At 64.3% G+C, this 25,565-nt stretch carries 22 protein-coding genes; 19 read left to right on the forward strand and 3 right to left on the reverse strand.

The annotated features are described in order from the left end of the window. The first annotated feature begins 38 nt into the window (after positions 1 to 38). The 16 genes from CO676_RS27425 to CO676_RS27500 all read left to right on the forward strand — a co-directional run bounded on the left by CO676_RS27425 (position 39) and on the right by CO676_RS27500 (position 17,136). Entirely contained in the window at positions 39 to 998 is a 960-nt protein-coding gene (locus tag CO676_RS27425; RefSeq protein ID WP_097523401.1) for a sugar-binding transcriptional regulator, read from the forward strand. Positions 999 to 1,115: 117 nt separating this feature from the next. Further along, the gene (locus tag CO676_RS27430; protein WP_097523402.1) at positions 1,116 to 2,561 is read left to right on the forward strand and encodes an extracellular solute-binding protein; all 1,446 of its coding nucleotides are present in this window, start codon (positions 1,116 to 1,118) and stop codon (positions 2,559 to 2,561) included. 135 nt (positions 2,562 to 2,696) lie between these two features. Next, positions 2,697 to 3,620, forward strand: coding sequence for a sugar ABC transporter permease (locus CO676_RS27435; RefSeq protein WP_097523403.1), 924 nt, complete (start codon positions 2,697 to 2,699; stop codon positions 3,618 to 3,620). 9 nt (positions 3,621 to 3,629) lie between these two features. Beyond that, positions 3,630 to 4,487, forward strand: a complete 858-nt coding sequence (locus CO676_RS27440; RefSeq protein WP_014762075.1) for a carbohydrate ABC transporter permease — start codon at positions 3,630 to 3,632, stop codon at positions 4,485 to 4,487. A gap of 6 nt (positions 4,488 to 4,493) precedes the next feature. Next, entirely contained in the window at positions 4,494 to 5,612 is a 1,119-nt protein-coding gene (locus tag CO676_RS27445) for an ABC transporter ATP-binding protein (RefSeq protein WP_097523404.1), read from the forward strand. Further along, the gene (locus CO676_RS27450) at positions 5,609 to 6,733 is read left to right on the forward strand and encodes an ABC transporter ATP-binding protein (protein ID WP_097523405.1); all 1,125 of its coding nucleotides are present in this window, start codon (positions 5,609 to 5,611) and stop codon (positions 6,731 to 6,733) included. The genes CO676_RS27445 and CO676_RS27450 overlap by 4 nt, the downstream gene beginning before the upstream one ends. After that, on the forward strand, positions 6,733 to 8,310 hold the full coding sequence (locus CO676_RS27455) for an FGGY-family carbohydrate kinase (protein WP_097523406.1): 1,578 nt from the start codon (positions 6,733 to 6,735) through the stop codon (positions 8,308 to 8,310). The genes CO676_RS27450 and CO676_RS27455 overlap by 1 nt, the downstream gene beginning before the upstream one ends. Further along, on the forward strand, positions 8,307 to 9,344 hold the full coding sequence (locus CO676_RS27460) for a 2-hydroxyacid dehydrogenase (protein ID WP_097523407.1): 1,038 nt from the start codon (positions 8,307 to 8,309) through the stop codon (positions 9,342 to 9,344). Before CO676_RS27455 ends, CO676_RS27460 begins: the two co-directional genes overlap by 4 nt. An 8-nt stretch (positions 9,345 to 9,352) precedes the next feature. After that, complete coding sequence (locus CO676_RS27465; protein ID WP_097523408.1) at positions 9,353 to 10,864, forward strand: glycerol-3-phosphate dehydrogenase; 1,512 nt, start codon at positions 9,353 to 9,355, stop codon at positions 10,862 to 10,864. Between the two features lie 14 nt (positions 10,865 to 10,878). Further along, positions 10,879 to 11,934 (forward strand): class II aldolase/adducin family protein, encoded by a 1,056-nt coding sequence (locus CO676_RS27470; RefSeq protein WP_097523409.1) that lies wholly within the window; start codon positions 10,879 to 10,881, stop codon positions 11,932 to 11,934. Next, positions 11,931 to 13,214 carry an FGGY-family carbohydrate kinase gene (locus tag CO676_RS27475; protein ID WP_097523410.1) on the forward strand — a complete coding sequence of 428 codons (1,284 nt, stop codon included), beginning with the start codon at positions 11,931 to 11,933 and terminating at the stop codon, positions 13,212 to 13,214. The genes CO676_RS27470 and CO676_RS27475 overlap by 4 nt, the downstream gene beginning before the upstream one ends. After that, positions 13,211 to 14,056 carry a TIGR01459 family HAD-type hydrolase gene (locus tag CO676_RS27480; protein WP_097523411.1) on the forward strand — a complete coding sequence of 282 codons (846 nt, stop codon included), beginning with the start codon at positions 13,211 to 13,213 and terminating at the stop codon, positions 14,054 to 14,056. Before CO676_RS27475 ends, CO676_RS27480 begins: the two co-directional genes overlap by 4 nt. 14 nt (positions 14,057 to 14,070) lie before the next feature. Beyond that, entirely contained in the window at positions 14,071 to 14,997 is a 927-nt protein-coding gene (locus CO676_RS27485) for a TIM barrel protein (protein WP_097523412.1), read from the forward strand. Between the two features lie 112 nt (positions 14,998 to 15,109). Continuing rightward, entirely contained in the window at positions 15,110 to 15,895 is a 786-nt protein-coding gene (locus tag CO676_RS27490; protein ID WP_097523440.1) for a DeoR/GlpR family DNA-binding transcription regulator, read from the forward strand. Beyond that, positions 15,892 to 16,659 (forward strand): triose-phosphate isomerase, encoded by a 768-nt coding sequence (locus CO676_RS27495; RefSeq protein WP_097523413.1) that lies wholly within the window; start codon positions 15,892 to 15,894, stop codon positions 16,657 to 16,659. The genes CO676_RS27490 and CO676_RS27495 overlap by 4 nt, the downstream gene beginning before the upstream one ends. Positions 16,660 to 16,698: 39 nt before the next feature. Then, entirely contained in the window at positions 16,699 to 17,136 is a 438-nt protein-coding gene (locus CO676_RS27500; RefSeq protein ID WP_014762063.1) for an RpiB/LacA/LacB family sugar-phosphate isomerase, read from the forward strand. Positions 17,137 to 17,224: 88 nt separating this feature from the next. Here CO676_RS27500 and CO676_RS27505 read toward each other — a convergent pair whose 3' ends face one another. Then, positions 17,225 to 18,205 carry an AraC family transcriptional regulator gene (locus CO676_RS27505; protein WP_097523414.1) on the reverse strand — a complete coding sequence of 327 codons (981 nt, stop codon included), beginning with the start codon at positions 18,203 to 18,205 and terminating at the stop codon, positions 17,225 to 17,227. Positions 18,206 to 18,280: 75 nt separating this feature from the next. Between CO676_RS27505 and CO676_RS27510 the strand changes: the two genes are divergently transcribed. Then, entirely contained in the window at positions 18,281 to 19,489 is a 1,209-nt protein-coding gene (locus tag CO676_RS27510) for an MFS transporter (protein WP_097523415.1), read from the forward strand. Between the two features lie 65 nt (positions 19,490 to 19,554). Next, positions 19,555 to 20,343, forward strand: a complete 789-nt coding sequence (locus tag CO676_RS27515) for a carbon-nitrogen hydrolase family protein (RefSeq protein WP_097523416.1) — start codon at positions 19,555 to 19,557, stop codon at positions 20,341 to 20,343. A gap of 14 nt (positions 20,344 to 20,357) precedes the next feature. Here CO676_RS27515 and CO676_RS27520 read toward each other — a convergent pair whose 3' ends face one another. Continuing rightward, complete coding sequence (locus tag CO676_RS27520) at positions 20,358 to 22,976, reverse strand: malto-oligosyltrehalose synthase (protein ID WP_179875668.1); 2,619 nt, start codon at positions 22,974 to 22,976, stop codon at positions 20,358 to 20,360. A 129-nt stretch (positions 22,977 to 23,105) separates the two neighbouring features. Here CO676_RS27520 and CO676_RS27525 point away from each other — a divergent pair, with 129 nt between their 5' ends. Then, the gene (locus tag CO676_RS27525) at positions 23,106 to 24,686 is read left to right on the forward strand and encodes a phospholipase D-like domain-containing protein (protein WP_179875669.1); all 1,581 of its coding nucleotides are present in this window, start codon (positions 23,106 to 23,108) and stop codon (positions 24,684 to 24,686) included. Here CO676_RS27525 and CO676_RS27530 read toward each other — a convergent pair. Further along, entirely contained in the window at positions 24,584 to 25,522 is a 939-nt protein-coding gene (locus CO676_RS27530) for a lysylphosphatidylglycerol synthase domain-containing protein (protein ID WP_097523419.1), read from the reverse strand. The two genes, CO676_RS27525 and CO676_RS27530, sit on opposite strands and share 103 nt — an antisense overlap. Between the last annotated feature and the right edge of the window lie 43 nt (positions 25,523 to 25,565).

A 25,565-nucleotide genomic window follows, 5' to 3' on the forward strand; every position in this document is an offset into this window, starting at 1 on the left:
TGCAAAAATTATCACGCGGCGCAGCATCGGGCGGAGCAATGGCGATCATCGGGGGATTGGCGGTTCGAGATGATGAGGCAAGCATGGCGACGCGAGCTGCCTGGCTGCATTACGCCGGCGGGTTGACGCAGGCGGAAGTCGCCAAGCGCCTGGGCCTGACCTCGTTGAAAGCCCACCGCTTGATCATGAGGGCTAATCAGGAAGGCCTGGTGAAGGTCTACATCGATGGCGACGTTTCCGAATGCGTCGAGCTCGAGCAGAAGCTTTCCGGCCGCTACGGTCTCGACTACTGCGAGGTGGTGCCGGATTTCGACAGCGACGACCTGCCGTTGAAGGCGCTCGGCATATCGGGGGCACAGTTTTTGAGGCGGGAGATCGAGCGCGGCGAGACGGCGCTGATCGGCGTCGGCCACGGGCGAACGCTTGCCGCCTGCGTCGAATACCTGCCGCGCACCGCCAGCAACAACACGCGCTTCGTCTCCCTGCTCGGCGGCCTGACGCGCAAATTCTCGGCCAATCCGCACGACGTGATCCACCGTCTGGCGGAACGCACCGGTGCGGAAGCCTATGTGATGCCGGTGCCGTTCTTCGCCAACACGGTGGAGGACCGCGACGTGCTCTTCAGCCAGCGCGGCGTTCGCGAGGTCTTCGAACTGGCGAAGTCGGCCGATTTGTTGATGGTCGGTATCGGCACGGCCGAGCGAGAGGCATCGCTGGTCGCGACCGGCATGATCGAGATGAGCGAAATCGAGGACATCCAGCAAAGCGGCGCCATGGGCGAACTGCTCGGTCACTTCTTCGACGCGAAGGGCAGGCCGATCGAGACGGCGCTTTCCAACCGCACCTTCACGCTCGGCCGGGAGGACTTGCGGGACCGCCGCACCGTGGCGGTCGCCGGCGGCAGGATCAAAGCACGGGCGATCCGTGCCGTGCTCGAAAGCGGGCTCCTGAACGGGCTCATCACCGACGAGCGAACGGCGCAAGCGCTCGCCGTCTAGCGGGCAACATTTGAGGCCGCGGTAAGGGGAGGAAACCACCGCGGCCGGGAGGCAATGCCGGTCGGGTAGCCGGTCAGCTCAGCGGAGCATTCTTACCCGCAACGGAGGAGAGAACAGATGTATGAAAAGGAGAAAGACCTCATAAGCGCATTCCTGCGCGGGGAGGTGGACCGCCGCGGCCTGCTGAAGGGCCTGGGTGCGGCAGGTCTGACGGCCGGCACCGCAGGGACTTTGTTCAACATGATGTCGACCGAGGCGCTTGCCGCCGACTTCGACTGGAAGGCGCATTCCGGCAAGTCGGTGAAGCTGCTCTTGAACAAGCATCCCTATGCCGACGCTATGATCGCCAACCTGCAGGCCTTCAAGGACCTGACAGGCATGGAGGTCACCTACGACGTCTTCCCCGAGGACGTCTATTTCGACAAGGTGACGGCGGCGCTCTCATCGAGCTCGACGGAATACGATGCCTTCATGACCGGTGCCTACATGACCTGGACCTACGGTCCGGCCGGCTGGATCACCGACCTCAACGAGTGGATCAAGGATGCGTCGAAGACCAACCCGCAATATGGCTGGGACGATTTCCTGCCGGGCGTCAAGGCATCCTGCGCCTGGAACGGCCAGCCGGGCGGCGCGCTCGGTTCGGAAGACGCTAAGCAATGGTGCATTCCGTGGGGCTATGAGCAGAACAACCTCTCCTACAACAAGGAGATGTTCGACAAGGTCGGGGTCGGTGTTCCGAAGAACCTCGATGAACTGCTGACGACCGCCGCAAAGCTCACCAAGGACGTCGGTGGTGGCGTCTACGGCATCGGCGTGCGCGGCTCGCGTTCCTGGGCCACCATCCATCCGGGCTTCCTCTCCGGCTACGCGAACTTCGGCCAGAAGGACCTGAACGTTTCGGCCGACGGCAAGCTATCGGCCGCGATGAACACGCCGGAGTCGAAAGCCTTCCACGCCAAGTGGGTGCAGATGATCCAGGAAAGCGGCCCGAAGGACTGGTCGACCTATACCTGGTATCAGGTCGGCACCGACCTCGGCGCCGGCGCCTCCGCCATGATCTACGACGCCGACATTCTCGGCTATTTCATGAACGGCGGCGATAACAAGATGGCCGGCAAGCTCGCCTATGCGCCCTTCGCCGCCAATCCGGCCGCATCGGCACCGACGCCGAACATCTGGATCTGGTCGCTGTCGATGTCCAACTTCTCCAAGGACAAGGATGCGGCCTGGTACTTCCTGCAATGGGCGAGCGGCCTCGAGCACGCGATCTTCGGCGCGACCAAGATGGATTTCGTCAATCCGGTTCGGGCTTCCGTCTGGAAGGACGAGATCTTCCGCGAACGGCTGAAGAAGAGCTATCCGGGCTATGTCGAGATGCACGACATTTCCGCGCCGGGCGCCAAGATCCACTTCACCGCCCAGCCTTTGTTCTTCGACCTCACCACCGAATGGGCGGCGACGCTCCAGAAGATGGTGGCGAAGGAAGTGCCGGTCGACGAGGGCCTCGACAAGCTAGCCGAAAGCATCAACCGGCAGCTTGCGGAAGCTGGTCTCGGCTGATTTGCGGCGATGCCGGTCTGTCCCTGGGCGGGCCGGTCCACTGACGTTAACCGGGCATACGAGGAGGGGGTCTGGCTGCGCCGGCCGCGGCCGGCCCCTTCATCGCCATCGACAAGCAATTGAACGGAGCTGGCCATGGCTTCAGTGACGCTATCCGGGGCTAGGACCCGCGGGTTCAGGATCAGCAAGAGGGTTCTGCCCTATGTGCTTTCCCTGCCGGCGCTTCTCGTCTGCATCGGCATCCTGATCCCGTTTTTCTCGGCGGTGGTCTATTCCTTCCAGCGCTACCGGCTGAGCCAGCCCTGGGCACGCCAGTTCAACTGGGGTGAGAACTATCTGAATTTCTTCACCGATCCGGGCTTCTGGAACACGCTCAGGGTGTCGCTGCTCTATGCCGGCACCACGGTGATCCTGGAGCTTCTGCTCGGCCTCGGCATCGCGCTGCTCCTGCAGCGGCGCTCGACCGTGAACAACTTCATCTCGATCATGCTGCTGCTGCCGCTGATGACGGCACCGGCGCTGGCAGCGCTGATGTGGAAGCTGATGACCAATCCCGGCTTCGGGATCCTGAGCTATTTCGCCAGTCTGATCGGACTGGAGAACTTCCGCTGGGCATCCTCACCGGACACGGCGCTCCTGACCGTCGTACTCGTCGATATCTGGGTCTACACGCCCTTCATCATGATCCTGTTGCTGGCCGGCCTGCGCTCGCTGCCGACCCAGCCCTTCGAGGCGGCGGCGCTCGACGGCGTACCGCGCACCTTCGTCTTCTTCCGCATCACCCTGCCGATGTTGACGCCCTATATCCTGACGGCGACGCTCTTCCGGCTGCTCGACTCGATCCAGCAGTTCGACATCATCTATGCGATGACCCAGGGTGGTCCGGGCGATACGCTGACCGTCTTCCAGGTCGAGGCCTATCTCAACTTCTTCCAGTCGACCAATGTCGGCCGCTCCGCCGCGCTGCTGATCATCCTGTGGGCAATCACCTACGCGCTGTCGAACGTCTTTATCAAGAACTGGCTACGGCTGCGCGAACGCGCCCGCGGCGAGGCGTAGGAGGTCAAGATGGAAACCATGTCTCCGCTCGAACGGGCCCTGCGCGGCGTCGCCCTGACGTTGGTCGTCGTCTTCTTCATGTTCCCGATCGTCTGGATCCTGCTGATGTCCTTCCAGACAAACGAGACGATTCTCAGGATACCGCCATCGGTAGTCTTCACGCCTACACTCGACAATTATGCGGCATTGATCACCGGCAGACTGCAGACCGCCGCCGGAACGCTCGACATCGCCTTTATGCGCAACCTCGGGAACTCGGTGTTCCTCTCCGTAGTCTCAGTTGCCGTGGCGCTGCTCCTCGGCGTACCCGCCGCTTACGCTTTCGCGCGGCACAAGTTCAGGGGTTCGGAGGACATCGCTTTCACGCTGCTCTCCTTCCGCTTCGCACCGCCTCTGCTCGTGCTGCTGCCGCTGACCCAATATTTCCAGTGGCTCGGTCTCTCGAACACCTATTTCGGCCTCATCTGGGTCTACCAGCTGATCTGCCTGCCGCTCATCCTCTGGATCGTGCGCGGCTATTTCGAGGACATCTCGGCCGATGTCGAATATGCCTATCGCATCGCCGGCCATTCTTGGTTCGCGACCTTCCGCAAGATCGCCCTGCCGCTGGCGGGGCCGGGGATCGCGGCGGCCGGCCTGCTCGCCTTCATCTTCGCCTGGAACAATTTCGTCTTCGCACTGGTGCTGGCATCGGCCGACAAACAGCCGGTGACGGTCGGCGCGCTTGCCTTCGTCACCGCCTCGGGCATCCAATACGGCCAGATCGCCGCGGCCATCGTGCTGTCGATCACGCCGACGCTTGCTCTCGCACTCTACGCCCAGCGCTACCTCGTCGAAGGCCTGTCGCTCGGTGCGGTGAAGGGATAATCGCATATGACCACCCTGCAACTGAAGAACATCGTCAAGCGCTACAAGAGCCAGACGGTCCTCGACGACCTCTCGCTCGATGTCGGCGATGGCGAGCGGCTGGTGCTCTTCGGCCCGTCCGGTGCCGGCAAGACGGTGCTTCTGAGGCTCGTCGCCGGCGTCATCGATCCGGACGCGGGCCGGGTGCTGATTGGCGGCGAGGACATGACGGACGTCGATGCGGAGCATCGCGGCGTTGGCATGGCCTTCCAGAACTTCGCGCTGTTCCCGCATATGAGCGCCTTCGACAATATCGCCAGCGCACTGACGGCTCGCAGGTCGTCGAAGGAGGCGATCGCTGCCGGGGTCGAGAAGGTGGCGAAGCTCCTGAAGATTGACCACGTGCTCACTCACCATCCGAAGGCGCTTTCCAACGGGCAGAAGCAGCGCACGGCGCTTGCCCGCGCGCTGGTCGGCTCGCCGCCGCTGCTGCTGCTCGATGACCCTTTGCGCAACGTTGATGCCAAGCTGCGGTTCGAGATGCGCCTGGAACTGCCCCGGCTTCTCGCCGCGCAGGGCGCGACGGTCATCTACGTCACCCAGGACTACAAGGAAGCGATGGCGCTCGGCGACCGGATCGCCGTCATGTTTGAGGGACGCCTGCGCCAGGTCGGCACACCGGCGGACATATACAACACGCCAGCGGACATCGAGATCGCCCGGCTGTTCGGCGACCCGACGATCAATCTGCTCGACGTCGTGCCGCAGCGCGGCCCTGACGGCGCCTTCGCGGAACTCTCCGGCGTCCGCCTCCGCCTGCCAGGCTTCGGGGCGGAAATCGTCGGCAAATCGTGCGTCCTCGGCATCCGGCCGGAAAGCATCGCCTTCACCGAAGCCTCGGCGCCGGGTGCGATCCCCGTCAGGGTGGAGGCGGAAACGCCGCTGAACGAGAAGACCGTGACCCTGACGCTGACCGCGCGCGGCCGGGAAATCCTTGTCTCGCGTCCGGCCGGAACGCCGGGCCCGGTGGCCGGACCCGCGCACCTTGCCGTCAACAGCCGGGCGACCCTGCTGTTCGACAAGGAAAGCGGCCGGCTGATGCGGCCATCGGAGGTTGCCTCCAAGCGCAATGGAGAAGCGGCATGAGCGACATCGCGCTTTTGTTGAAGGACGTCGACAAGTTCTACGGCCCGATCGATTACGGCGTCCACGCCGTCAAGAAACTCAGCATGAATGTCAGAAAGGGCGAGATCATCGCGCTCCTTGGCTCGTCCGGCTGCGGCAAGACCTCGACCTTGCGGATGATCGCCGGCTTCGAGGCGGTGTCGCGCGGCAAGATCTCGCTTGGCGGCCGCGAGATCCAGACATTCCCGCCGGTTCGCCGCAACGTGGCAATGGCGTTCGAAGGCTATTCGCTCTATCCGCCGCTGACCGTGCGGGAAAACATCGCCTTCGCGCTCAAGGCTTCGAAGCTGGCGCACAGCACTGTCGACGAGAAGGTGGCGAGCATCGCCAAGCTGCTCGAGATCGAGGATATACTCGGCCGCTATCCGAGCTCGATTTCCGGTGGCCAGCAGCAGCGTGCCTCGCTGGGGCGGGCGTTGATCCGCGACGCGAGCCTGCACCTGCTCGACGAACCGATGGGGCAGCTCGAGCCGCAATTGCGCGCCGTGCTGCGCGGTCGCATCAAGCACTACATCAAGGAACGCGGCCTGACCGCCATTCTCGTCACCCACGACCAGACCGAAGCAAATGCGCTTGCCGACCGCATCGCCGTCATGGAAGGCGGCGTGCTGCAGCAGTTCGACACGCCGCAGCGGATCAAGGAGCGGCCGGCCAATCTCTTCACCGGTACCTTCGTCGGTGAGCCGCCGATGAACGTCTTCGAGGCGAGCGTCACGGCCTCCGAAAGCCGCCTTGCCTTTGGGCTCAAGGACGGTATCCGGCTCGACTACGCGGCTTCCGATTTCTCGCATGCTGTCCGCGACGCGCTGACAAAACGCCAACAGGTGGTTCTCGGCGTCAGGCCCTATGCGGTCAAGCGCAGTGCCGACGGTGTCACCGGCCGCGTCGCCGTCAATCAGTGGCTTGGCGACCAGACGCATATCGCGGCGGATTTCGCCGGCGGCACCTTGGTCCTGGTCGAGCACGATCGGACAAATCTCGAGGTCGGGCAGCCGATCGGAATCCGCCTCGAACCGGCGAGCCTCCACGTCTTCGATGGCGATAGCGGCATGGCGATCTCGCATGGAGAGGAGCTCGCCTGATGCGCGACATCCTGATCGGCATCGATGCGGGGACGTCGGTCATCAAGTCGGTGGCTTTCGACCTCGGCGGTCGGCAGATCGCCATGGCAGCCGTTCCGAACAGCTATGAGGCGGTGGGGCGCACCGGCAGCGTCCAGGACCTGCGCCGCACCTGGACGGATACCGTGAAAACCCTGGTCGAGCTTTCGACCAGGATCGAGAACCTCCCTGGCCGTGTTGCTGCGATCGCGGTGACCGGTCAGGGAGACGGCACCTGGATGATCGACAGCGTCGGCGAGCCGGTCGGCAAGGGCTGGCTCTGGCTCGACGCACGTGCGAGCGAGACGGTCGAGCGGCTGCGTGGCGACAGCGGCGATGTCGAGCGGTTCTCGCGCACCGGCTCCGGACTCGCCGCCTGCCAGCAGGGGCCGCAATTGCGCTGGATGAAGGACAATGCGCCGGAGATGCTTGCCGGCGCGACCACGGCCTTCCACTGCAAGGACTGGCTCTATTTCAACCTCACGGGCAAGCGCGCCACCGATCCATCGGAGGCGAACTTCACCTTCGGCGATTTCCGCACGCGCCAATATTGCGATGCGGTGATTTCCTTTCTCGGCCTCGAAAGTCTCAAGCATCTGCTGCCGGAAATTGTCGATGGCGCAACATCGCATCATCCGCTGTCGCAGGCCGCCGCGTCGGCGATCGGCCTCCCGGCCGGGACGCCCGTGGTGCTCGGTTATGTCGACGTGGTGTGCACGGCGCTCGGCGCCGGGCTCTATGACCCGGGGACCGACGCCGGCTGTTCGATTATCGGCTCGACCGGCATGCATATGCGCCTGGCGACGAGCGCCGATGACGTTCGGCTCAACCGGGACCTGACCGGCTACACGATGTGCATGCCGATCCCGAACACCTATACGCAGATGCAGTCGAACATGGCGGCGACGCTCAATATCGACTGGATCCTTTCGATCGCCGGCGGCGTGCTCAAGGGGATGGGGGTCGAGAAGTCCAAGGGCGAGTTGTTGGCGCATGTGGATGGCTGGCTGCAGGAAGCGAAGGGCACGCCGCTTCTTTTCGAGCCCTATATTTCCGAAGCCGGCGAGCGGGGGCCCTTCGTCGACGCCTCGGCGCGCGCCTCCTTCGTGGGGCTGTCCAGCACCCACGGCTTCGGCGACATGGTGCGCGCCGTCTTTGACGGCCTCGCCCTTGCGGCCCGCGATTGTTACGCCGAAATGGGGCCGCTGCCCGAATGCATTCGCCTGACCGGCGGGGCGGCGCGGAGCGCCTCTTTGCGCCGCATCCTCGGCGGTGCGTTGGGCGCCAGCATCCAGACCAGCGAACGCGAAGAGGCGGGTGCCGCGGGCGTGGCGATGATCGCCGCCGTTTCGCTCGGCATCTATCCTTCGATGGCCGATTGCGTCGGCGAGTGGGTGCGGCCGCACCAGCGACCGGCCGAACCGGCCGACGCGGCGCTCGTCCGTCGCTATGACGCGCTTTTCCCCGCCTACCAGCAGTCGCGCCTCGCGCTCAGGCCAGTCTGGCACGCGCTCTCCCACGCGGCCGGATCGGCAGATCAACAGGAAAGACCGAAATGAAGAAGATAGCCATCATCGGCGACCGGTTCATGCTGCCGGATGTGTTCCGCGACAAGATCGTCGCGGCCTGCGGCGACGGGCATGAGATCCGCACCCTCGAACAGCCCTGGCCGGACGTGGCGATGGAACATGGCTATGCGATCGAGGGCATGGATGGACTGAAGGAATATCTCGGCAAGCCGAACGAAATCGTCGATTTCATCGGCGACTCCGAAATCCTGGTCACGCAGCTTGCGCCCGTGTCGCGGGCGATGCTTTCGCAACTGCCGAACTTGAAGCTCGTCGCCGTCTCGCGCGGCGGTCCGGTCAATATCGACATGGATGCCGCCCGCGATGCAGGCGTACGGGTCGTCAATACGCCCGGCCGCAATGCGAGTGCGGTGGCGGAGTTCACGATCGGCGCCATCCTGGCCGAGACGCGGCTGATCCGGGTGGGCCACGAGGCGCTGAGGCGAGGCGAATGGCGCGGCGATCTCTATCGCGCCGACCGCACGGGGCGGGAGCTTTCGGAGATGATCGTCGGCGTCATAGGCTACGGCAACATCGGCACCAAGGTTGTCAGACTGCTGCGCGCCTTCGGCACCAGGGTGCTCGTCCATGATCCCTATGTGCAGCTCAGCGCCGAGGACCGCAATGCCGGTGTCGAGCACGTTTCGCTCGACGACCTGCTGGCGCGATCGGACGTGGTGACGCTGCATCCGCGCGTCACCGCAGAAACGCAGAACATGATGAACGCGGAGACCTTCGCGAAGATGAAGCCGGGGGCGATCTTCGTGAACACCGCACGCGGGCCGCTTTGCGACTATGAGGCGCTCCATGAAAACCTTGTCGGCGGCCACCTTTCAAGCGCCATGCTGGAGACCTTCGCGGTCGAGCCGGTGCCGGAAGACTGGCCGTTGCTGAAGCTCCCCAACGTCACCCTCACGCCGCACATCGCAGGTGCTTCGGTCCGAACCGTCACCTATGCGGCCGAAATGGCGGCGGAAGAGGTGCGCCGCTACATCGCCGGCCTGCCGCCGGTCAATCCGTGTTGAGGGCGGCGATGAGCGACACCGGGACATACGATCTTTTCGTCATCGGCGGCGGCATCAACGGCGCGGGCATTGCCCGCGACGCGGCGGGGCGGGGGCTCTCCGTTCTGCTTTGCGAGAAGGACGATCTTGCCCAGGGCACCAGCTCGCGATCCGGAAAGCTCGTGCATGGCGGCTTGCGCTATCTCGAATATTACGAGTTCCGGCTGGTACGCGAGGCGCTGATCGAGCGCGAGGTGCTCCTGGAATCGGCGCCGCACATCATCTGGCCAATGCGCTTCGTGCTGCCGCATAATCCGGTCGACCGCCCAGCCTGGCTCGTCCGCCTCGGCCTGTTCCTCTACGACCATCTCGGCGGCCGCAAGCGCTTGCCGGGCACCCGGACGCTCGACCTCAGGACCGCGCCGGAAGGCGCTCCGGTCCAGCCGGCCTATGGCAAGGCATTCGAATATTCCGACTGTTGGGTGGACGACGCCAGGCTTGTCGTCTCGAACGCGCTCGATGCAGCGAAGAGGGGTGCCCGGGTCCTGACGCGCACCGCCTGTACCAGCATCCGCCGCCGCGGCGATCTCTGGCATGTCGAGCTGACCGATGCAAAGACCGGCGCCAAGACCGAGGTCAAGGCGCGCTGCATTGTCAACACCGCCGGCCCCTGGGTCAATGACGTGATCGGCCGGGTCGCCGGGCTCAACTCGCGCCGCAGCGTTCGGCTGGTCAAGGGCAGCCATATCGTCGTGCCGAAGTTCTGGGAGGGGCGGCAGGCCTATCTCGTCCAGAATCCCGACAAGCGTGTCATCTTCGTCAATCCCTATCAGAACGATCTGGCACTGATCGGAACTACCGACATTCCCTACGAGGGACGGCCGGAGGACGTCGCGGCCGATGCCGGCGAGATCGCCTACCTGCTGAAGTCGGTGAACCGCTATTTCAAGCAGCAGCTCACCGATACGGACATCATCCAGAGCTTCTCCGGGGTCCGGCCGCTCTATGACGATAATGCCGAGAACCCTTCGGCGGTGACGCGCGACTATATTTTCGAGCTGGATGCGGCAAATGGAGAGGCACCGCTGCTTTCCGTCTTCGGCGGCAAGATCACCACCTTCCGCAAACTCTCCGAACATGCGCTGGAGCGGCTGAAGCCATTCTTTCCAAAGATCGGGACGGCCTGGACGGCGGGTGCCCACTTGCCCGGCGGCGACATGGCGGATGCGGATTTTGACCAGTTCCTCGGCGAGCTTCGCGCCCGCTATCGCTGGCTGCCTGCCGATCTCACCAAGCACTATGCCCGGCTCTACGGCACGCGGACACACGCGTTGATCGGCGGCGCCACCTCGATCGAGGAGCTCGGCACGGCCTTCAGCCGGCTTTTCCGCGAGCGCGAAGCCCGCTTCCTGATCGACACCGAATGGGCGCGTACGGCGGAAGATCTGCTCGAGCGCCGCACGAAACATGGCCTTCATATGAGCGAAGCCGAAAAGCGGGCCTTCGCCGGCTGGCTCGAGGGTCAGCAGGCGGCAGCATGAGAAAGGGGCAGGCGATGTTGCGAAGCTCCGAATTCGAAGCGCTTCTGGATCTATCAGCTCGCATCGGCGCCGATCCGGAGCTCGTCCAGGGCGCGGGCGGCAACACCTCGATCAAGGAGGGCGACACCCTCTGGATCAAGGCTTCGGGCCTCTGGCTAGCCGAGGCCAGTAAGCGCGATATTATGGTGCCGGTCGCGCTCGACCCGTTGCTCGACGCCCTGGAGCAGGACGACCCGGCGGCGGAGAAGGCCCAGGATTTCGTCATCGAGGCGCTCAACCCTTCCGGACTCAGGCCGTCGATCGAGACCACGGTGCACGCGCTGATGCCGCAGAAGGTGGTGCTCCACGTTCATTGCGTCGCGACGATCGCAGCCGCGGTGCAGACCAATGCTGCGGCCATCGCGGCCGAAAGGCTTGCCGGCATTCCTCATGCCTTCGTTCCCTATGCCCGTCCTGGCCTGCCGCTCGCCAGGGCGATCGGCGAACGGATCGACGCGGACACCTCCGTGCTGGTGCTCGGCAATCACGGGCTTGCGGTCGCCGGCGATACGATCGAGGATGCAGCGCTTCTTCTTGTCGACGTCTCGGATCGTTTTGCCGGGCTCGTCCGCACGGCTCCGGCAGCCGACCTGCCCACGCTGTCGCGCCTTGCCGTCAACAGCGCCTATCGCCTCCCCGAAGACGCAAGACTGCACGACGCCGCAACCGATCTCGAGAGCTGCAGGATTGCTGCCGGCGGCAGCCTCTATCCCGATCATGTGATCTTTCTCGGCAAGGGGTCGGTGATCGCCGCTCCGGAGGATACGGCGCTTTCGCTCGAGGAGCGGTTTCGCGCCGCCGGAGAGACCCTGCCGCCGGTTCTTCTTTTTCCGGGCAAGGGCGTACTGGTCCTCAAGGACGCCTCCGCCGGCGCGCTCGCCATGGCGCGCTGCCTCTCGGATGTAGCCTCGCGCATTCCGGCAAGCGCGCGACTGCGTTATCTGACGGACGCGGAGAATGCCGAGCTGCTCGGCTGGGATGCGGAGAAATACCGCCAGCAGCTGAACCGGGCCGGGCAGGTGCTGCAATGAGCGGGGAAGGCAGGCTCGTCCTCGGCATCGATGTCGGCACGTCCGGCGTCCGCGCCGTTGCGATGGACAGCGGCGGCGATATCGTCGCGTCGGGCACCGCCAAGCTTGCCGCCTTCTCCTCCGATCATCGTGATCCGCTCGGTTGGTGGAAGGCTCTGCAGGCGGCCCTTCTGGAGACGCTCGCGGCGATCGATCCGGCGCGCGTGCGTGCGATCAGCATTGACGGCACCTCCGGCACGATGCTGCCGGTCAGCGTTGACGGCGCGCCGCTCGCGACGCCACTGATGTATAACGATCCGGTCGCCGACCTTGCCATCCTCGACAGCATTGCTGCGCATGCTCCAAAGGAAAGCGCCGCGCATGGTACGACCTCCGGCCTCGCCAAGCTGCTGGCGTTTCAACCGCTCCCCGGCATCTTCCGTGTGATCCACCAGGCGGATTGGCTCGCCGGGCACTTTACCGGCCTCTACGACGTTACCGATGAGAACAATGCGCTGAAGAGCGGCTACGATCCGGTCAGCCGATGCTGGCCTGACTGGCTCGCCCACACCGGTGCGAGGACCGAACTGCTGCCGGACGTAATGCCGGCCGGCGCGCCCGTTGCGACGATCTCGCCGGCGGCGGCGGCAGCCTTCGGACTGCCGGGCGATACGGTTGTCGTTGCCGGGACAACGGACGGCTGCGCCTCGTTCCTGGCCACCGGCGCCGACAAGCCGGGCGACGGCGTCAGCGCGCTCGGCACGACCTTGACGGTGAAGATGCTGTCGGACAGGCCGCTGTTTGCCCCGGACTATGGGCTCTACAGCCACCGGATCGGCGACATGTGGCTTGCCGGCGGTGCCTCCAACACGGGCGGCGCGGTGCTTGCCGCGCATTTCAGCGCCGAGCGGATCGCCGAACTTTCGGCGCCGATCGATCCCAACACGGAGACGGGGCTCGATTTCTACCCCTTGACGAAACCCGGTGAACGCTTTCCGATCGCCGATCCCAAGCTTATGCCGCGCATGACGCCGCGCCCGGCCGACGACGGGGAATTCTTAAAGGCGATCTTCGAGGGGATCGCCGGCGTCGAGAGCCTCGCCTATGAGCGGCTCGTATCGCTCGGCAGCCCCCGCCTTCGCTCGGTCCGCACCGTCGGCGGCGGCGCCAGGAACCCGGCCTGGACGGCGATCCGGGCGCGCAAACTCGGCGTACCGTTCCTGCCGGCGCGCTCCGAGGAGGCGGCCGCCGGCACGGCGCGGCTTGCGCTGTCCGGCGCAAGGGAGGCGGGCGTGCTATGAGCGCCATCCGCACAATCCCCGGCATATCGGCGATCGCAGACAGCTATGATGCCTTCCTGGTCGACCAGTTCGGCGTCTTGAGAGACGGACGCGAACCTTATCCGGGTGCCGCCGAGACGCTTGTCCGCCTCAAGCAGGCTGGCAAGCGGGTCATCATCCTATCGAATTCCGGCAAGCGCTCGGCGGAAAACGACCGCCGCCTGGCAGAACTTGGTTTCGAGCCCGGCAGCTGGGACTGGTTCCTGACGTCGGGGGAGGTTGCCTGGCAGCTCCTGAAGCTGGAGGGGGCGGCCGCAGAGGGCAAGACGCGTAAATGCCTGCTGATCAGCCGCGACGGCGACTTGTCGCCGCTGAAGGGCCTCGATCTCGTCCGGACCGAGAGCGGCGAGGAGGCCGATATCGTGCTGCTTGCGGGAAGCGAGGGCGACGTCCATCCGCTTGTCCATTACGAGGACCTGCTTCGACCCGCGGCGCGGCGCGGTGTCCCCTGCCTCTGCACAAACCCCGATAAGCTGATGCTGACGAGGACCGGTCTGGCCTTCGGCGCCGGGCGCATCGCCGAACGCTATGAAGGGCTCGGCGGCAAGGTCCGCTGGATCGGCAAGCCGTTCCCCGACATCTACGACTTCGCGCTCGATTTCCTCGGCCGGCCCGATCCGGAGCGGGTCTGCGCTATCGGCGACAGCGTCGAGCATGACATCGCCGGTGCGGCCGCCGCCGGGTTCGGTTCGGTGCTGGTCGCCACCGGCATTCTCGAGCACCAGTCGGAGGGTGAGCGCCGGCGGCTCTTCGCCGAGCACGCTGCCATGCCCGATTTCATTCTCCCGCAATTTCTCTGGTAGCCAGGAGACCGGCCATGGCCTTCACGCTGTCGCTCAACACCAATCCCCTCGTCAACCGCTTCGCCGAGCCGGACGACCTGATCGACACGATCGCCGAGAAGATCCGCATCGGCTATGTGCAACTCACCCACGAATTCGTCAATCCGGGCTGGCCGGCGGCGACGGTCAGCAAGGTGACCCGGCAATTCCGGGCCGCACTTGCCCGCACCGGCGTTAAGATCACCTCCGGGATGACAGGTCCCTATGGCCGGCTCAACCATTTTGGCCATCCCGACCCGGATGTGCGACGCTACTATGTCGACTGGTTCAAGACTTTCGCCGACATCTCGGCCGAGCTCGGCGCATCCGGGGTCGGTACACAATTCGCGATCTTCACCCTGAGGGACTACCACGATCCGGTGCGGCGCGAGGACCTGATGGCGATTGCCATCGACTGCTGGCGCGAGGTGGCAGAGCACGCCAGGGCGGCTGGCCTCTCCTATGTCTTCTGGGAACCGATGTCGGTCGGCCGCGAATTCGGCCATACGATCGAGGCCTGCCGTGAGCTCGACCGCCGTCTCGCGCGGGCCGAGCTGCCGATTCCGATGAAGATGATGGTCGATATCGACCATGGCGACGTGACGTCGAACAACCCGGCCGACATTGATCCCTATGCCTGGGCGGAAGCCTTTCCGCGGCAATCGCCGATCATCCACATCAAGCAGTCGTCGATGAACAAGGGCGGCCATTGGCCCTTTACAGCCGCCTACAACAAGGATGGCCGCATCACGCCCGAGCGGCTGCTTGATGCCGTCAGAAGGGGCGGCGGGACGGACAACGAGATCTGCCTCGAACTTTCGTTTCGCGAACGCGAGCCGACCGATCACCGAGTGGTCGAGATGATCCGCGAGTCGGTGGAATTCTGGGAACCTTACATCGATACGGGGGTAACCCGTCGATAAAAATCACATCGAAATATCACAAAAGCTCAGAGTGTAAGTTGAAAAATCACATCGGTATGTTAATTCCTGTTTAGGTTACGGAGGCAGTTCCGTACCGAAGAGGACGATGGCAGTGAAACCGGAAGACAGGCGACAGACGATCATGGACATTTTGATGGAGGCGGGAACGGCCTCCGTCGAAGACCTCGCCATTCGTTTTGGCGTCAGCAAGATGACGGTGCATCGCGATCTCGACGACCTCGAGCAGGCGGGGCTGTTGCGCAAGGTCCATGGCGGCGCTTCGATCCAATCGAGCCCGCAGTTCGAAAGCGATTTCCGCTACCGCGAGAAGGTCGCGACGAGCGAGAAGCGGCGTATTGCCGAGCATGCGGCGACGCTGATCGAACCCGGCCAGAGCGTCATCATCGACGATAGTTCCACCGCCGGTGCGATTGCCGCTTGTCTCAAGGAGATCCGCCCGCTCACCGTCATCACCAACAATCTCGGCGTCATTGCCGAACTATCGGGCGCCCCGGGCATCAGCCTGATCGCGCTCGGTGGCCAGTACAGCAAGAAATTCAATGGCTTCTTTGGAATCGTCACCGAGGAGGCGCTGCGCTCGCTGCGCGCCGACGTCGCCTTCCTGTCGAGCTCCGCAATCGACGGCGCGACCGCCTTCCACCAGGACGAGGAGGTCGTGCAGACCAAGCGGCAGATGGTGAAATCGGCGACGCGCAAATACCTGCTCGTCGATCACGGCAAGTTCGGGCGCTCGGCCTTGCATTTCCTGACCGGGCTCGACGTCTTCGATGCGGTGCTGACCGGCAGCGAGGTCTCGGAAGGCGACGCTGCAGCGCTCAGCGATGCCGGTGTCACGCTCATCACAGTCAGCAATCGGAAAATGGCGGAAGAGGCATGAGCAAATCGCGGCTCTGGGTCGGCACCAGTTGGAAGATGAACAAGACGCTTGCGGAGGCGCTGACCTTCGCCGATGGCCTGGCGGCGGCCGACGCGGAGCGCGACCTGCGCATCCAGCGTTTCGTTATTCCGCCCTTTACGACGGTCCGCGAGGTCAAGCAGCGACTGAAGGCGACGAGCGTCAAGGTCGGTGCGCAGAACATGCATTGGGAGGATGCCGGCGCCTGGACCGGCGAGATTTCTCCTTTAATGCTGAAGGATTGCGGCCTCGATCTCGTCGAACTCGGTCACAGCGAGCGCCGCGAACACTTCGGCGAGACCGATCGCACCGTCGGTCTCAAGACGGCGGCGGCCGTCAGGCACGGTCTCGTTCCGCTGATCTGCATCGGCGAGACGCTCACTGAGCGGGAGGCGGGCGAGGCGGATGCGGTCTTGAAGCGTCAGGTGGAAGGAGCGTTCGCCTTCCTTGATGGTGACGCGAAGCGGGCGTCGATCCTGCTTGCCTACGAGCCCGTCTGGGCGATCGGCGTCAACGGCATCCCGGCGACCGCCGATTATGCCGACGCCCGCCACCGGCGGATTGCCGAGGTGGCCGAGGCCGCTCTCGGCGTCGCTGTGCCGGTGCTCTACGGCGGCAGCGTCAATCCCGGCAACTGCGAGGAACTGATCGCCCAGCCCTATATCGACGGCCTCTTCATCGGCCGCTCCGCCTGGGAGGTCGGTGGCTATCTCGACATTCTGAAGCGTGTCGCCGGCGCGATCTGACCGGCTGAGGGATTAAAACAAGTGCGGAAAGGAAACCCCATGAAAATCGTGATCGGAGCCGATAGTGCAGGCAAGCCGTTGCTCGACGTCATCGCCGCGCATCTCGCCGCGCGGAGTGACGTCGAGATCAAGGATCTGAGCCAGGCCGGTTACTACGCGGACCTGTCGGAGCAAGTCGCAAAAACAATTACGGCCGGGGAGAACGACCGCGGCATCCTGATCTGCGGCACCGGCATCGGCGTCTGCATCTCCGCCAATAAGGTGCCCGGCATTCGAGCGGCACTTACCCATGACACCTATTCGGCCGAGCGCGCGGCCAAGTCCAACAACGCGCAGATCATCACCATGGGGGCGCGGGTGATCGGCCCGGAGCTGGCGAAATCGATCGTCGATACCTGGCTCGCCTCCGAATTCGATCCGCACGGCCCTTCGGCCGGCAATGTCCAGGCAATCGATCGCCTCGACGCCGGTAAATAGAGCTTCATTTCCGCATCGCTCGTGATCCTCCCTCGTGCGGTGCGGCGTCGACGCCCGGCAGCAATGCCGGGTGTTTGCGTTTACCGATTTACCGGTCGCTTCCGATACCGATCTTGGGCTCCTCGGCGCCGCGATAGTGGCTGGGCGGAACGCCGATGACGCGCTTGAAAGCGCGGCTGAAAGCCGCCTCCGAGTCATAGCCCAAGCGCCGCGCCGCCACCGAGATCCGCATCCGATCGCGGCTGAGCCACTGCCGCGCCTGATGCATGCGCACCTGCGTCAGGTAGCGCGCCGGCGTTTCGCCGACCACGGAATGGAACTGCTGGGCAAAGCCGGATCGCGAGGCGCCCATCACCTTGGCGAGCAAATCCACCGTCCAGTTCTTTTCGGGATCGAGATGAATGGCGGCGATGACGCGGCCGATGGCCGGATGGCGGACCGCGGCCATCCAGCCGCTCGTGTCGCCGCATCCGTGCTCCACCCAGGAGCGGATGATCAGGGCGGCGAGCACATCGGCGAGGCGCGCCAGCACGCCGCCCGAGCCGACGCGGCTTGCACCGACTTCACGCGCCATCGCGTCGAGCAGGTGCGGGATCGCCGGCTCGCTGGCGGTCAGCGCATCGATGCGCATCACGTCGGGCATCATGCGCAAGAGGGGGTGCATGGCATCGACGTTGAATGTCAGGCTGCCGCAGAACAGGATCGTCGTCTCGCCCCGCCCGCCTCCGCAGACGTCGTAAACGCAGTGGCAGACCTCGCGGACGGAATAGGCTTCGAGCGGCGATAGAGGCTCACCCGGCTCGCTCGCCAGCGCATGTTCGATCCCGCGCGGCAGCAGCACCGCGTCGCCGCGCTTCAATTCGATCCACTCATCACCCGGAACACGCAGCCAGCAGGCGCCGCAGATGAAGTGGAACCGCGCCGCCTCCTGTGGCGGGAAACGGATTCCCCAGGGCGCCGCCAATTCGCAGCGGCCGTAATCGACGCCGTCGAGGCGCAGGCCTCGTAGCATCTCCGTGAGGGAATCGTCCGCGGTTGAGGCCGGAAATTTGGACGAATGATCAAGCATTCCGGAATTTCTAACATGGAATGTCCATGACGTCGCGGCTTATCTAACCGGGACCCGGATTGTTGGAGATTCCCCATGACAGACATAGCGACAAGCATCGATGCGCCCCTTGTGGCGAATGCGACCGACGAACGCAGCGAGCCGACCTGGGCCGGCGTCATTTCACTGGCGCTAGGCGTGTTCGGACTCGTGACCGCAGAGTTCCTGCCTGCGAGCATCCTGACGCCGATGGCGGCCGATCTCGGCATCAGCGACGGCACGGCGGGACAGACGGTCACGGCGACCGCCGTTGTCGGCGCCATCGCAGCACCAACCATCGCGATCGTCACCCGCGGCTTCGATCGCCGGCTTGTTCTGTGGGGCTTCACCCTTGCCCTGATCCTCTCCAGCCTGCTGGCGGCATTCGCCACCAATCTCACCATGCTGCTTGCCGCTCGGGTCATCCTCGGGATCGGGCTTGGCGGCTTCTGGTCGATGATGGCAGCGATTGCGCTGCGCCTCGTACCGATGCGTCTCGTGCCGCGCGCCATGTCGATCATCTTCACCGGCGTCTCGCTCGCGACGGTCTGCGCCGCGCCCCTCGGCGCCTATATCGGCGACCTCTGGGGCTGGCGCGTCACCTTCCTGGTAGCGGCAGCACTTGGCGCCGTCACCCTGCTCGTGCAGATGGCAAGCGTGCCGCGGCTGCCGCCGCAATCGGCGCCGAGCCTCAGGCTCCTGTTCGACCTCTTGCGCCGGCCGAGCATCAGCATCGGTATCGTGACCGTCCTGCTCTTCGTCTCCGGTCACTTCGCCGGCTTCACCTATGTGCGCCCTTTCCTGGAAAAGGTGCCTGCCCTTGGCATCGAGGCGATCTCGCTGATCCTGCTCGCCTACGGCGTTGGCGGCTTCTTCGGCAATCTTGCAGGCGGCCTGATCATTGAGCGCAGCATCACGGCCGCCGTCAGCCTCGGCACCCTTCTCATCGCGGCCATGGCGCTGGCATTAGTGGTCTTCGGTTCGAATAAGCTCGTTTCGGCCGGCGCGGTGACCCTCTGGGGTTTCGCCTTCGGGGCCTTGCCGGTGGCCGTCCAGACCTGGATGGTGCGTGCCGCGCCGGACCATGCGGAGAGCACTGGCGGTCTGATCGTCGCGACCTTTCAGGTGGCGATTGCCGGCGGAGCCGTTCTGGGTGGTCTCTTCGTCGACGGCTTCGGACCGCTTGGCGCCATCAGCTATTGTGCCGCCGCAACGCTTGCCAGCGCGCTCTTTGTTCTGGCCACGAGGCGCAGCATAGGGGTCTGAGCGTTGATTCTGCCCGAACAGCCCCTAGATGCCTGCTGGTTTAAATGGTCATTGGGAGAAATCCGTTGGCAGGCAAGTCCCTTCGTGTCGCGATGGCGCAGGTGACGAACGATGCGGATGTCGACGCACTCTTCGCGTCGGCAGCCGCAAGAGGCGCCGACATCGTCGTCTTTCCGGAAATGTTTTCCAACGGGTACAGCCGCTTCGATCCGGAAGACGAGGCCGCCCGGCGGGCTTGGATCGAAGCGGCGGTGCCGATCGACTGCTCCTATGTGGAGCGTTTCCGGCAGGCGGCGCGCAGCAACGGCCTGGCGGTCGTGGCGACCTTTCTCGAGTGCGGCGACCCCAAACCTTTCAACTCGGCCGTCCTGATCGACAGCAATGGCGACGTGCTCCTCCACCAGAGGAAGCGGCACATCTGCTTTTTCGACGTTCCGGAAGAGGCCTGCGCCGCCGGCGAGAGCTCGAGGGTAGCCCGGCTTAGTACGGCTGCCGGAGAGGTCGCTATCGGCATCATGATCTGCATGGATCGGGAGTTTCCGGACGTTGCTTCGGACCTCGTGCGAGACGGCGCCGAGCTCATTCTCGTTCCGAACAGCTGTCCGCTGGTCGACGATCCGGCGATCGGGGACGTGCGCGTCGCAGGGGTGCGGGCGTTAGCTTTCCAGTCCGTCCTTGGCGTGGCCGTAGCGAACTATCCGGCGCCCAAGGATGACGGGCGGTCATTTGCCGTCGATCCGTTGGGCAAGGTCCTCGCCATGGGCGGACCGCAGCCGGAGCTCGTGATCGCGGACTTCGATCTGGACCGGATCAAGGCCCTGCAGGAGCAGGACTGGTTCCGCCGGGTTCGCTGAGAGTCCGGCCAGGATCATTCCGGAAAGAGGAACGCGACGGGGAAGCTGCCGAGAAGTTCCCTCATTGGGATGCTGCGCCGAGGCTCGACGGTTTCGCCGGTTGCGAGGTTCCGCAATCGTGTGGGCGCACGGTCTTCGGGCCAGAGGAGATGGGTGTCCTGCCAAAGGCCGGCGGGCAGGAACAGGCTGTCCCCATCAAGGTGGCGGAAGACAAGCCGCGGGACCACGGTGACGGAAAGACCATCCTGCGCGCAGCGCATGAAGGCAGCCGCGTGTCGGCCGGCGGGGCCTTGGACGTCCAGGGGGAGATATCCGCCCTTCGCCAGGAGCTCCGCACCCCTGCCGCGGCGATAGTTCAGGCAAAGCCCGATCAGGGCCTGCTTGCAGTCTTCGAAGTCGCGGATCGTCGGCCGTTGCGGCAGTTCGGACAGCGAGGGCCGCGGTGAGAAAGCGCGGCGGTTGTCGGGGTCGACCAGGGAGAGATCGAGGCGCTCGCTGCCTTGATAAATGTCCGGAATGCCCGGCGCAGTCAGTTTCACCAGCGTTTGCGAAAGGCTGTTGATCAGCCCGGCATGGACAAACGGTTTGGCCGTTTTCTCGAAGTCGTCGAGAAACTCTCGGTGCCGCCAATCGAGCATGTCGCGCAGAAATGCGGTGACCGCCGCTTCATATTCCTCGTCGGGCGAGTCCCAGCTCGTCCTCAGTTTGGCCTCGCGGAGCGCCTTCACGGCAAAGTTCGACATGCGCTCTTGCAAGAAGGCGAGATCCTTAGGGTCACTCAGCGGCTCGAGGGGCCAGGTGCCGAGCAGGCTCTGGTAGAGGAACTGCTCGACCGATGCTTCCGGCGCGTCGGCTCCCTGCTGATGGCGAGCGCGGTTCATGTCGCGCCAGCGGGCAACTGCGGCGGCCCAGAGCTCAGGCGCCTCGCTGATCACATGGAGCCGGGCACGTGCGTCCTCGCCACGCTTCGTATCATGGGTCGATGTCGCCGACAGGCCGCTGGGGCTTCTGCTGGCGCGCTCCCGCATCCTCTCATGAAAGCGGTCGACGCCACGCGGTGTCCAGTCGGCCGCGGCCCCCACCTCGTTCGCGGCGAGATAGTCGCCTCGGCGATAGAAGAACGTATCCTCGACGGCCTTGGCCATGACGGCGCCGCTCAACTGTTGAAAGCGCGTCCGGAACTGGGCCGCCATTTGTCGATCCGCGCAACCGTCAATCGACTTCAGGCGAGCCACGATCGTAGCGATCTCAGCGCCGACCTCCGGTGCGGCAGCGCGCGCCTCGGGCGCGATCTCGCCGAGTATCTGCCGGTCGCGCTCGCTTGCGCCGCGACCGCTGAGATAGGTCCTGTAGACAGGCATCGCCGCGATCAACAAACGAATGGCCTCGGCCATCCGTTTGTCGTCGGTCGATGGAGCATCATCGTCCGGCAGGCAAGCCGCAAGTCCGGCGAGCCTTTTGACTTCAGTGTTGAAATTGTGGCGCAGCACCTGGAGCTTGCATGCGGTGACGGCCATCTTCGTCGCGGATCGGTGGCCGTCGTTCCAAAGCTTGGAAGACTCGTCGGTGAGGAGCTCGGCGAGAGTCGAAATGAACTCGTAGCCGGTGGTACCATCGACCGGCCAGTTCTCCGGCAGTAGCTCGCTGGCTTCCAATATCTTCTCAACGATGAGATATGTGTGCTCGCCGGCGCGCTCACGCAGCCGATGAAGATAATCCTCGGGATCGGCAAGCCCGTCGATGTGATCCACCCGGAGCCCATCGATCATACCGGCCTCGACGAGACCAAGGGCGCATCGATGGGTGGCCTCGAAGACGGCCGGATCTTCGACGCGCAGCCCGACTAGGCCGGCTATCTCGAAGAACCTCCGGTAGCTGAGATTGTCCCGTGCGGTTATCCAGCTTGTGAGCCGCCAGGATTGCATCTGGTGCAGCCGCTCTAAGAACGGCCTGTCGGCGGAGACGCGTTGGAGATGCTCGTCCAGGGCGGCTGCGACCGAGGGCGTCTCCACGGCCGAGGCTATCCCGGCGCGAAAGGCTGCCGCATCGCTCGGTTCCGCTCTGTTGGCGACGGCGATAAGCCTGTCGAGAGCGGGACTGCAATTTTCAAGAACGACCGGATAGGAGCCCGGATTGAGAGGATAGAGCGCGTCATGATAGGCGAAGGCCAGGCAGTTCCGGTCGCGGTCGAATGCCGGCCGTATCTTTCCAGCCGCGAGCTCCTCCTCGAAGCTCCCGCCCAGGAAGGGCAGGGTGAGCGGCTGCCGCCAGTCGATGTCGAAATGACCGGCGAAGCCGCTCGACCGGCCCCATTCGACGACGCTGTGCCACCAGCGGTTTTCGAAATGCGCGGCCATGTGGTTCGGCACGATGTCCAGGATGATCCCAAGCCCATGGGCTTTCAGGTCGCTGGCGAGCCGGCGAAATCCGTCGAGGCCGCCCAAAAGGGGATCGATCTCGTCGAAGTCAACGATGTCGTAGCCGTGCCCCGAGCCGCGAACCGCGGAAAATATCGGCGAGGCATAAAGATGAGAGATGCCGAGCCCGGCGAGATGCGGGATCAACCCGGCGGCCTTCTCGAAGTCCATCCCGTTTCGGAATTGCAGCCGGTATGTCGCGTTGGGCAGAGGCATGGCGGGTCGGTTTGACATCTCTTGCGGCACAACACCATTCGCGCGAGCTTTGTTCCGCGAAGGTGCAACGGGAACAATCTCGGTTGAAATGGATTCTTTTTGCAGTCCGCCACCGATGGGAAAAAAAGCTTGGCCTGGAAGACCGCTTTCACCGGAAGCCCGCCCAACCGATGGCGCCGGGCACGCCGACCGATCATCAGAGAAGCGAAGAATATCTGGCGCAGCGCGCCCGCCGAGCGGGTGTCCTTCCTCATCGACGGGGCCGCCTATTATGCCTGTCTCGATCGAGTGCTCGAACAGGCGGAAGAGCAGGTCTGGATCACCGGATGGGATTTCGATCCACGCATCAAGCTGCGTCCGGACGATCCGGACGCCGAGGCGCTCGGCACGAAGCTGGAGCGGTTGGTGGCGCAAAAGCCGAAGCTTAGAATCCAAATCCTGATTTGGGCGATGGGGCCGATCTATTCGGGAAAGTCGTTGCGGTTGTTTCGCAGGCAGGAATGGGCTTCGCATCCCCAGATCGAGCTTCGCTTCGCCAGCCACCGCGCACTGCGCGGCTCCCATCACCAGAAGCTCGTGTCGATCGACGACCGCATCGCTTTCGCCGGCGGCATGGATCTGACCGCGCGGCGCTGGGATACGCCGGATCATCTGGCCGAGAATGACCTGCGCCGCGATCCGGACGGAAATGCCTACGATCCGGTGCATGACATCCAGGTGCTGCTGGAAGGGGAGGCGAGCCGAGCGATCGGAGACCTCTGCCGCTCCCGCTGGAAGTCCTCGGTCGGCGAAGCCATAAGCGCTCCAAGTTCAACGGCGGTCGCATGGCCGCCCGGCATTGAGCCGGTTCTGACGGATTGCCGGATTGCCATCGCCCGCACCGAGCCGGGCTTCGGCAAAAGACGGGGCCGACAGGAGGCGCTGCGGCTCAGTCTCGATGCTTTGCGCAGCGCCCGGCGCCACATCTACATCGAGAACCAGTATTTTGCCTCGCATCGGATCGGTAAGCTGCTGGGCCAGCGACTGCAGGAGCCCGACGGTCCGGAGATCATCGTCGTTACCACCCGCAGCTCGCATGGCTTTCTCGAAAGGGTGGTGATGGGCGGCAATCGCGACCGCCTCATCCGGCGGCTGAAGCAGACTGATCGCCATGGCAGGCTGCGGGTCGTCTACCCTGTCGTTCCGGCAGCGGACGGCTCGGAACAGGAGGTCATTATTCATTCCAAAGTGGTCGTTATCGACCAGCGGTTCCTCCGTGTCGGCTCATCGAACTTCAACCATCGCTCGGAAGGGTTCGACACGGAGTGCGACGTCGCCGTGGAGGCGGCGAACGAGGAGCAAAGTGCCGCGATCGCAGGCATGCGCAACGCGCTCCTGGCGGAGCATCTCGACGTCGAGCCGCGCAAGGTCGAACGGATGTTGCAGGAAACCGGTTCTCTCGTCGCCGTCGTCGACGGGCTGAGCACGGGTCAGCGCGGTCTGCGGGCTTTCGACGGGATCGAAAACCAGGGTGCGACGGCCCTTGTCTGGGCCACCGACATCGTCGATCCGCACAGTCCGGTCAGGCCCTTCCATCGTACCCGCGCCCTGCTCAGGCGCTGGGTCGCTCAGCTTTTCGCCTTGCTTTCCAGGCTCCTTGCATTGTCCCAGCGACGCAACTCCGCGATCGACAGCGAAATCAAGCCGAGCGGCAGCGGCAGGAAAAAATAGATCGCCCTGAAGGCGATCAGTGCGCCGATGCTCGCCGACTGCCCGAGCAAAAAGGCAATCGTTGCCTCTAGCACACCGATGCCGCCCGGGACGTGGCTGACGAGCGCCGTCAGATTGGCGCCGACATAGGCCGTCGCGGTTACGAAGAAGCCGGCGTTTCCGAACGCGAGCACCAGTTGGTGCAGGCAGGCGCTGACGCAAAGGAAGTTGGCGGTGCCGACGACGACCTGGCCGGCGGCAATCGTGAGCGGCGGCATTTCGAACGACCAGCGGAACAGGCGAAGCGAACCGCGCAAGAAACCGGAGAGCGTCACATAGCCGAACGCGCCGGCGAGGCAGGTGACGCCGAGAAATAGAGCGCCGCTTTCCGATAAGCCGATGATCTGCGCGACGCTCCCCGGCATGATCAGGCAACAAAGACCGGCAAGGGTCATGAGGCCGAGGCCGACGGTGACGCCGCAGAAGAGAATGATTTTCGCGACCTGCTCGACGCTCAATCCCCAACGTGAATAGAATCGGTATCGCACCGCCCCGCTGCTCAGGGCTGCGACGCCGACATTGTGGCCGATCGACAGGCTGGTGAAGGAGGCGAGCGCCACGTGACGATAGGGGAGCTTCTGACCGACATAGCGCACCGCGAGCGTGTCGAACAGCGTCAGGCAGAAATAGGAGAGGAAGACGAAGGCGATCCCCGCCAACAGATGCGCAAGGGGGATCTGCAGGACGGAGCGGACGATTTCGTCGAATGTATATTGGCGGAGTGTCCGGTAGATCAGCCAGGCAGCGACGCCAATGGCAGCGACTATGAATAGTCTGGCAATGATTTTCTTCGGCATCGGCCTCGTTCCTGTGCCCGTCCATCGGAACGAAAAGCAGGTC

The organism is Sinorhizobium sp. BJ1 (assembly GCF_002531555.1).
GTDB lineage: Bacteria > Pseudomonadota > Alphaproteobacteria > Rhizobiales > Rhizobiaceae > Sinorhizobium > Sinorhizobium fredii_B.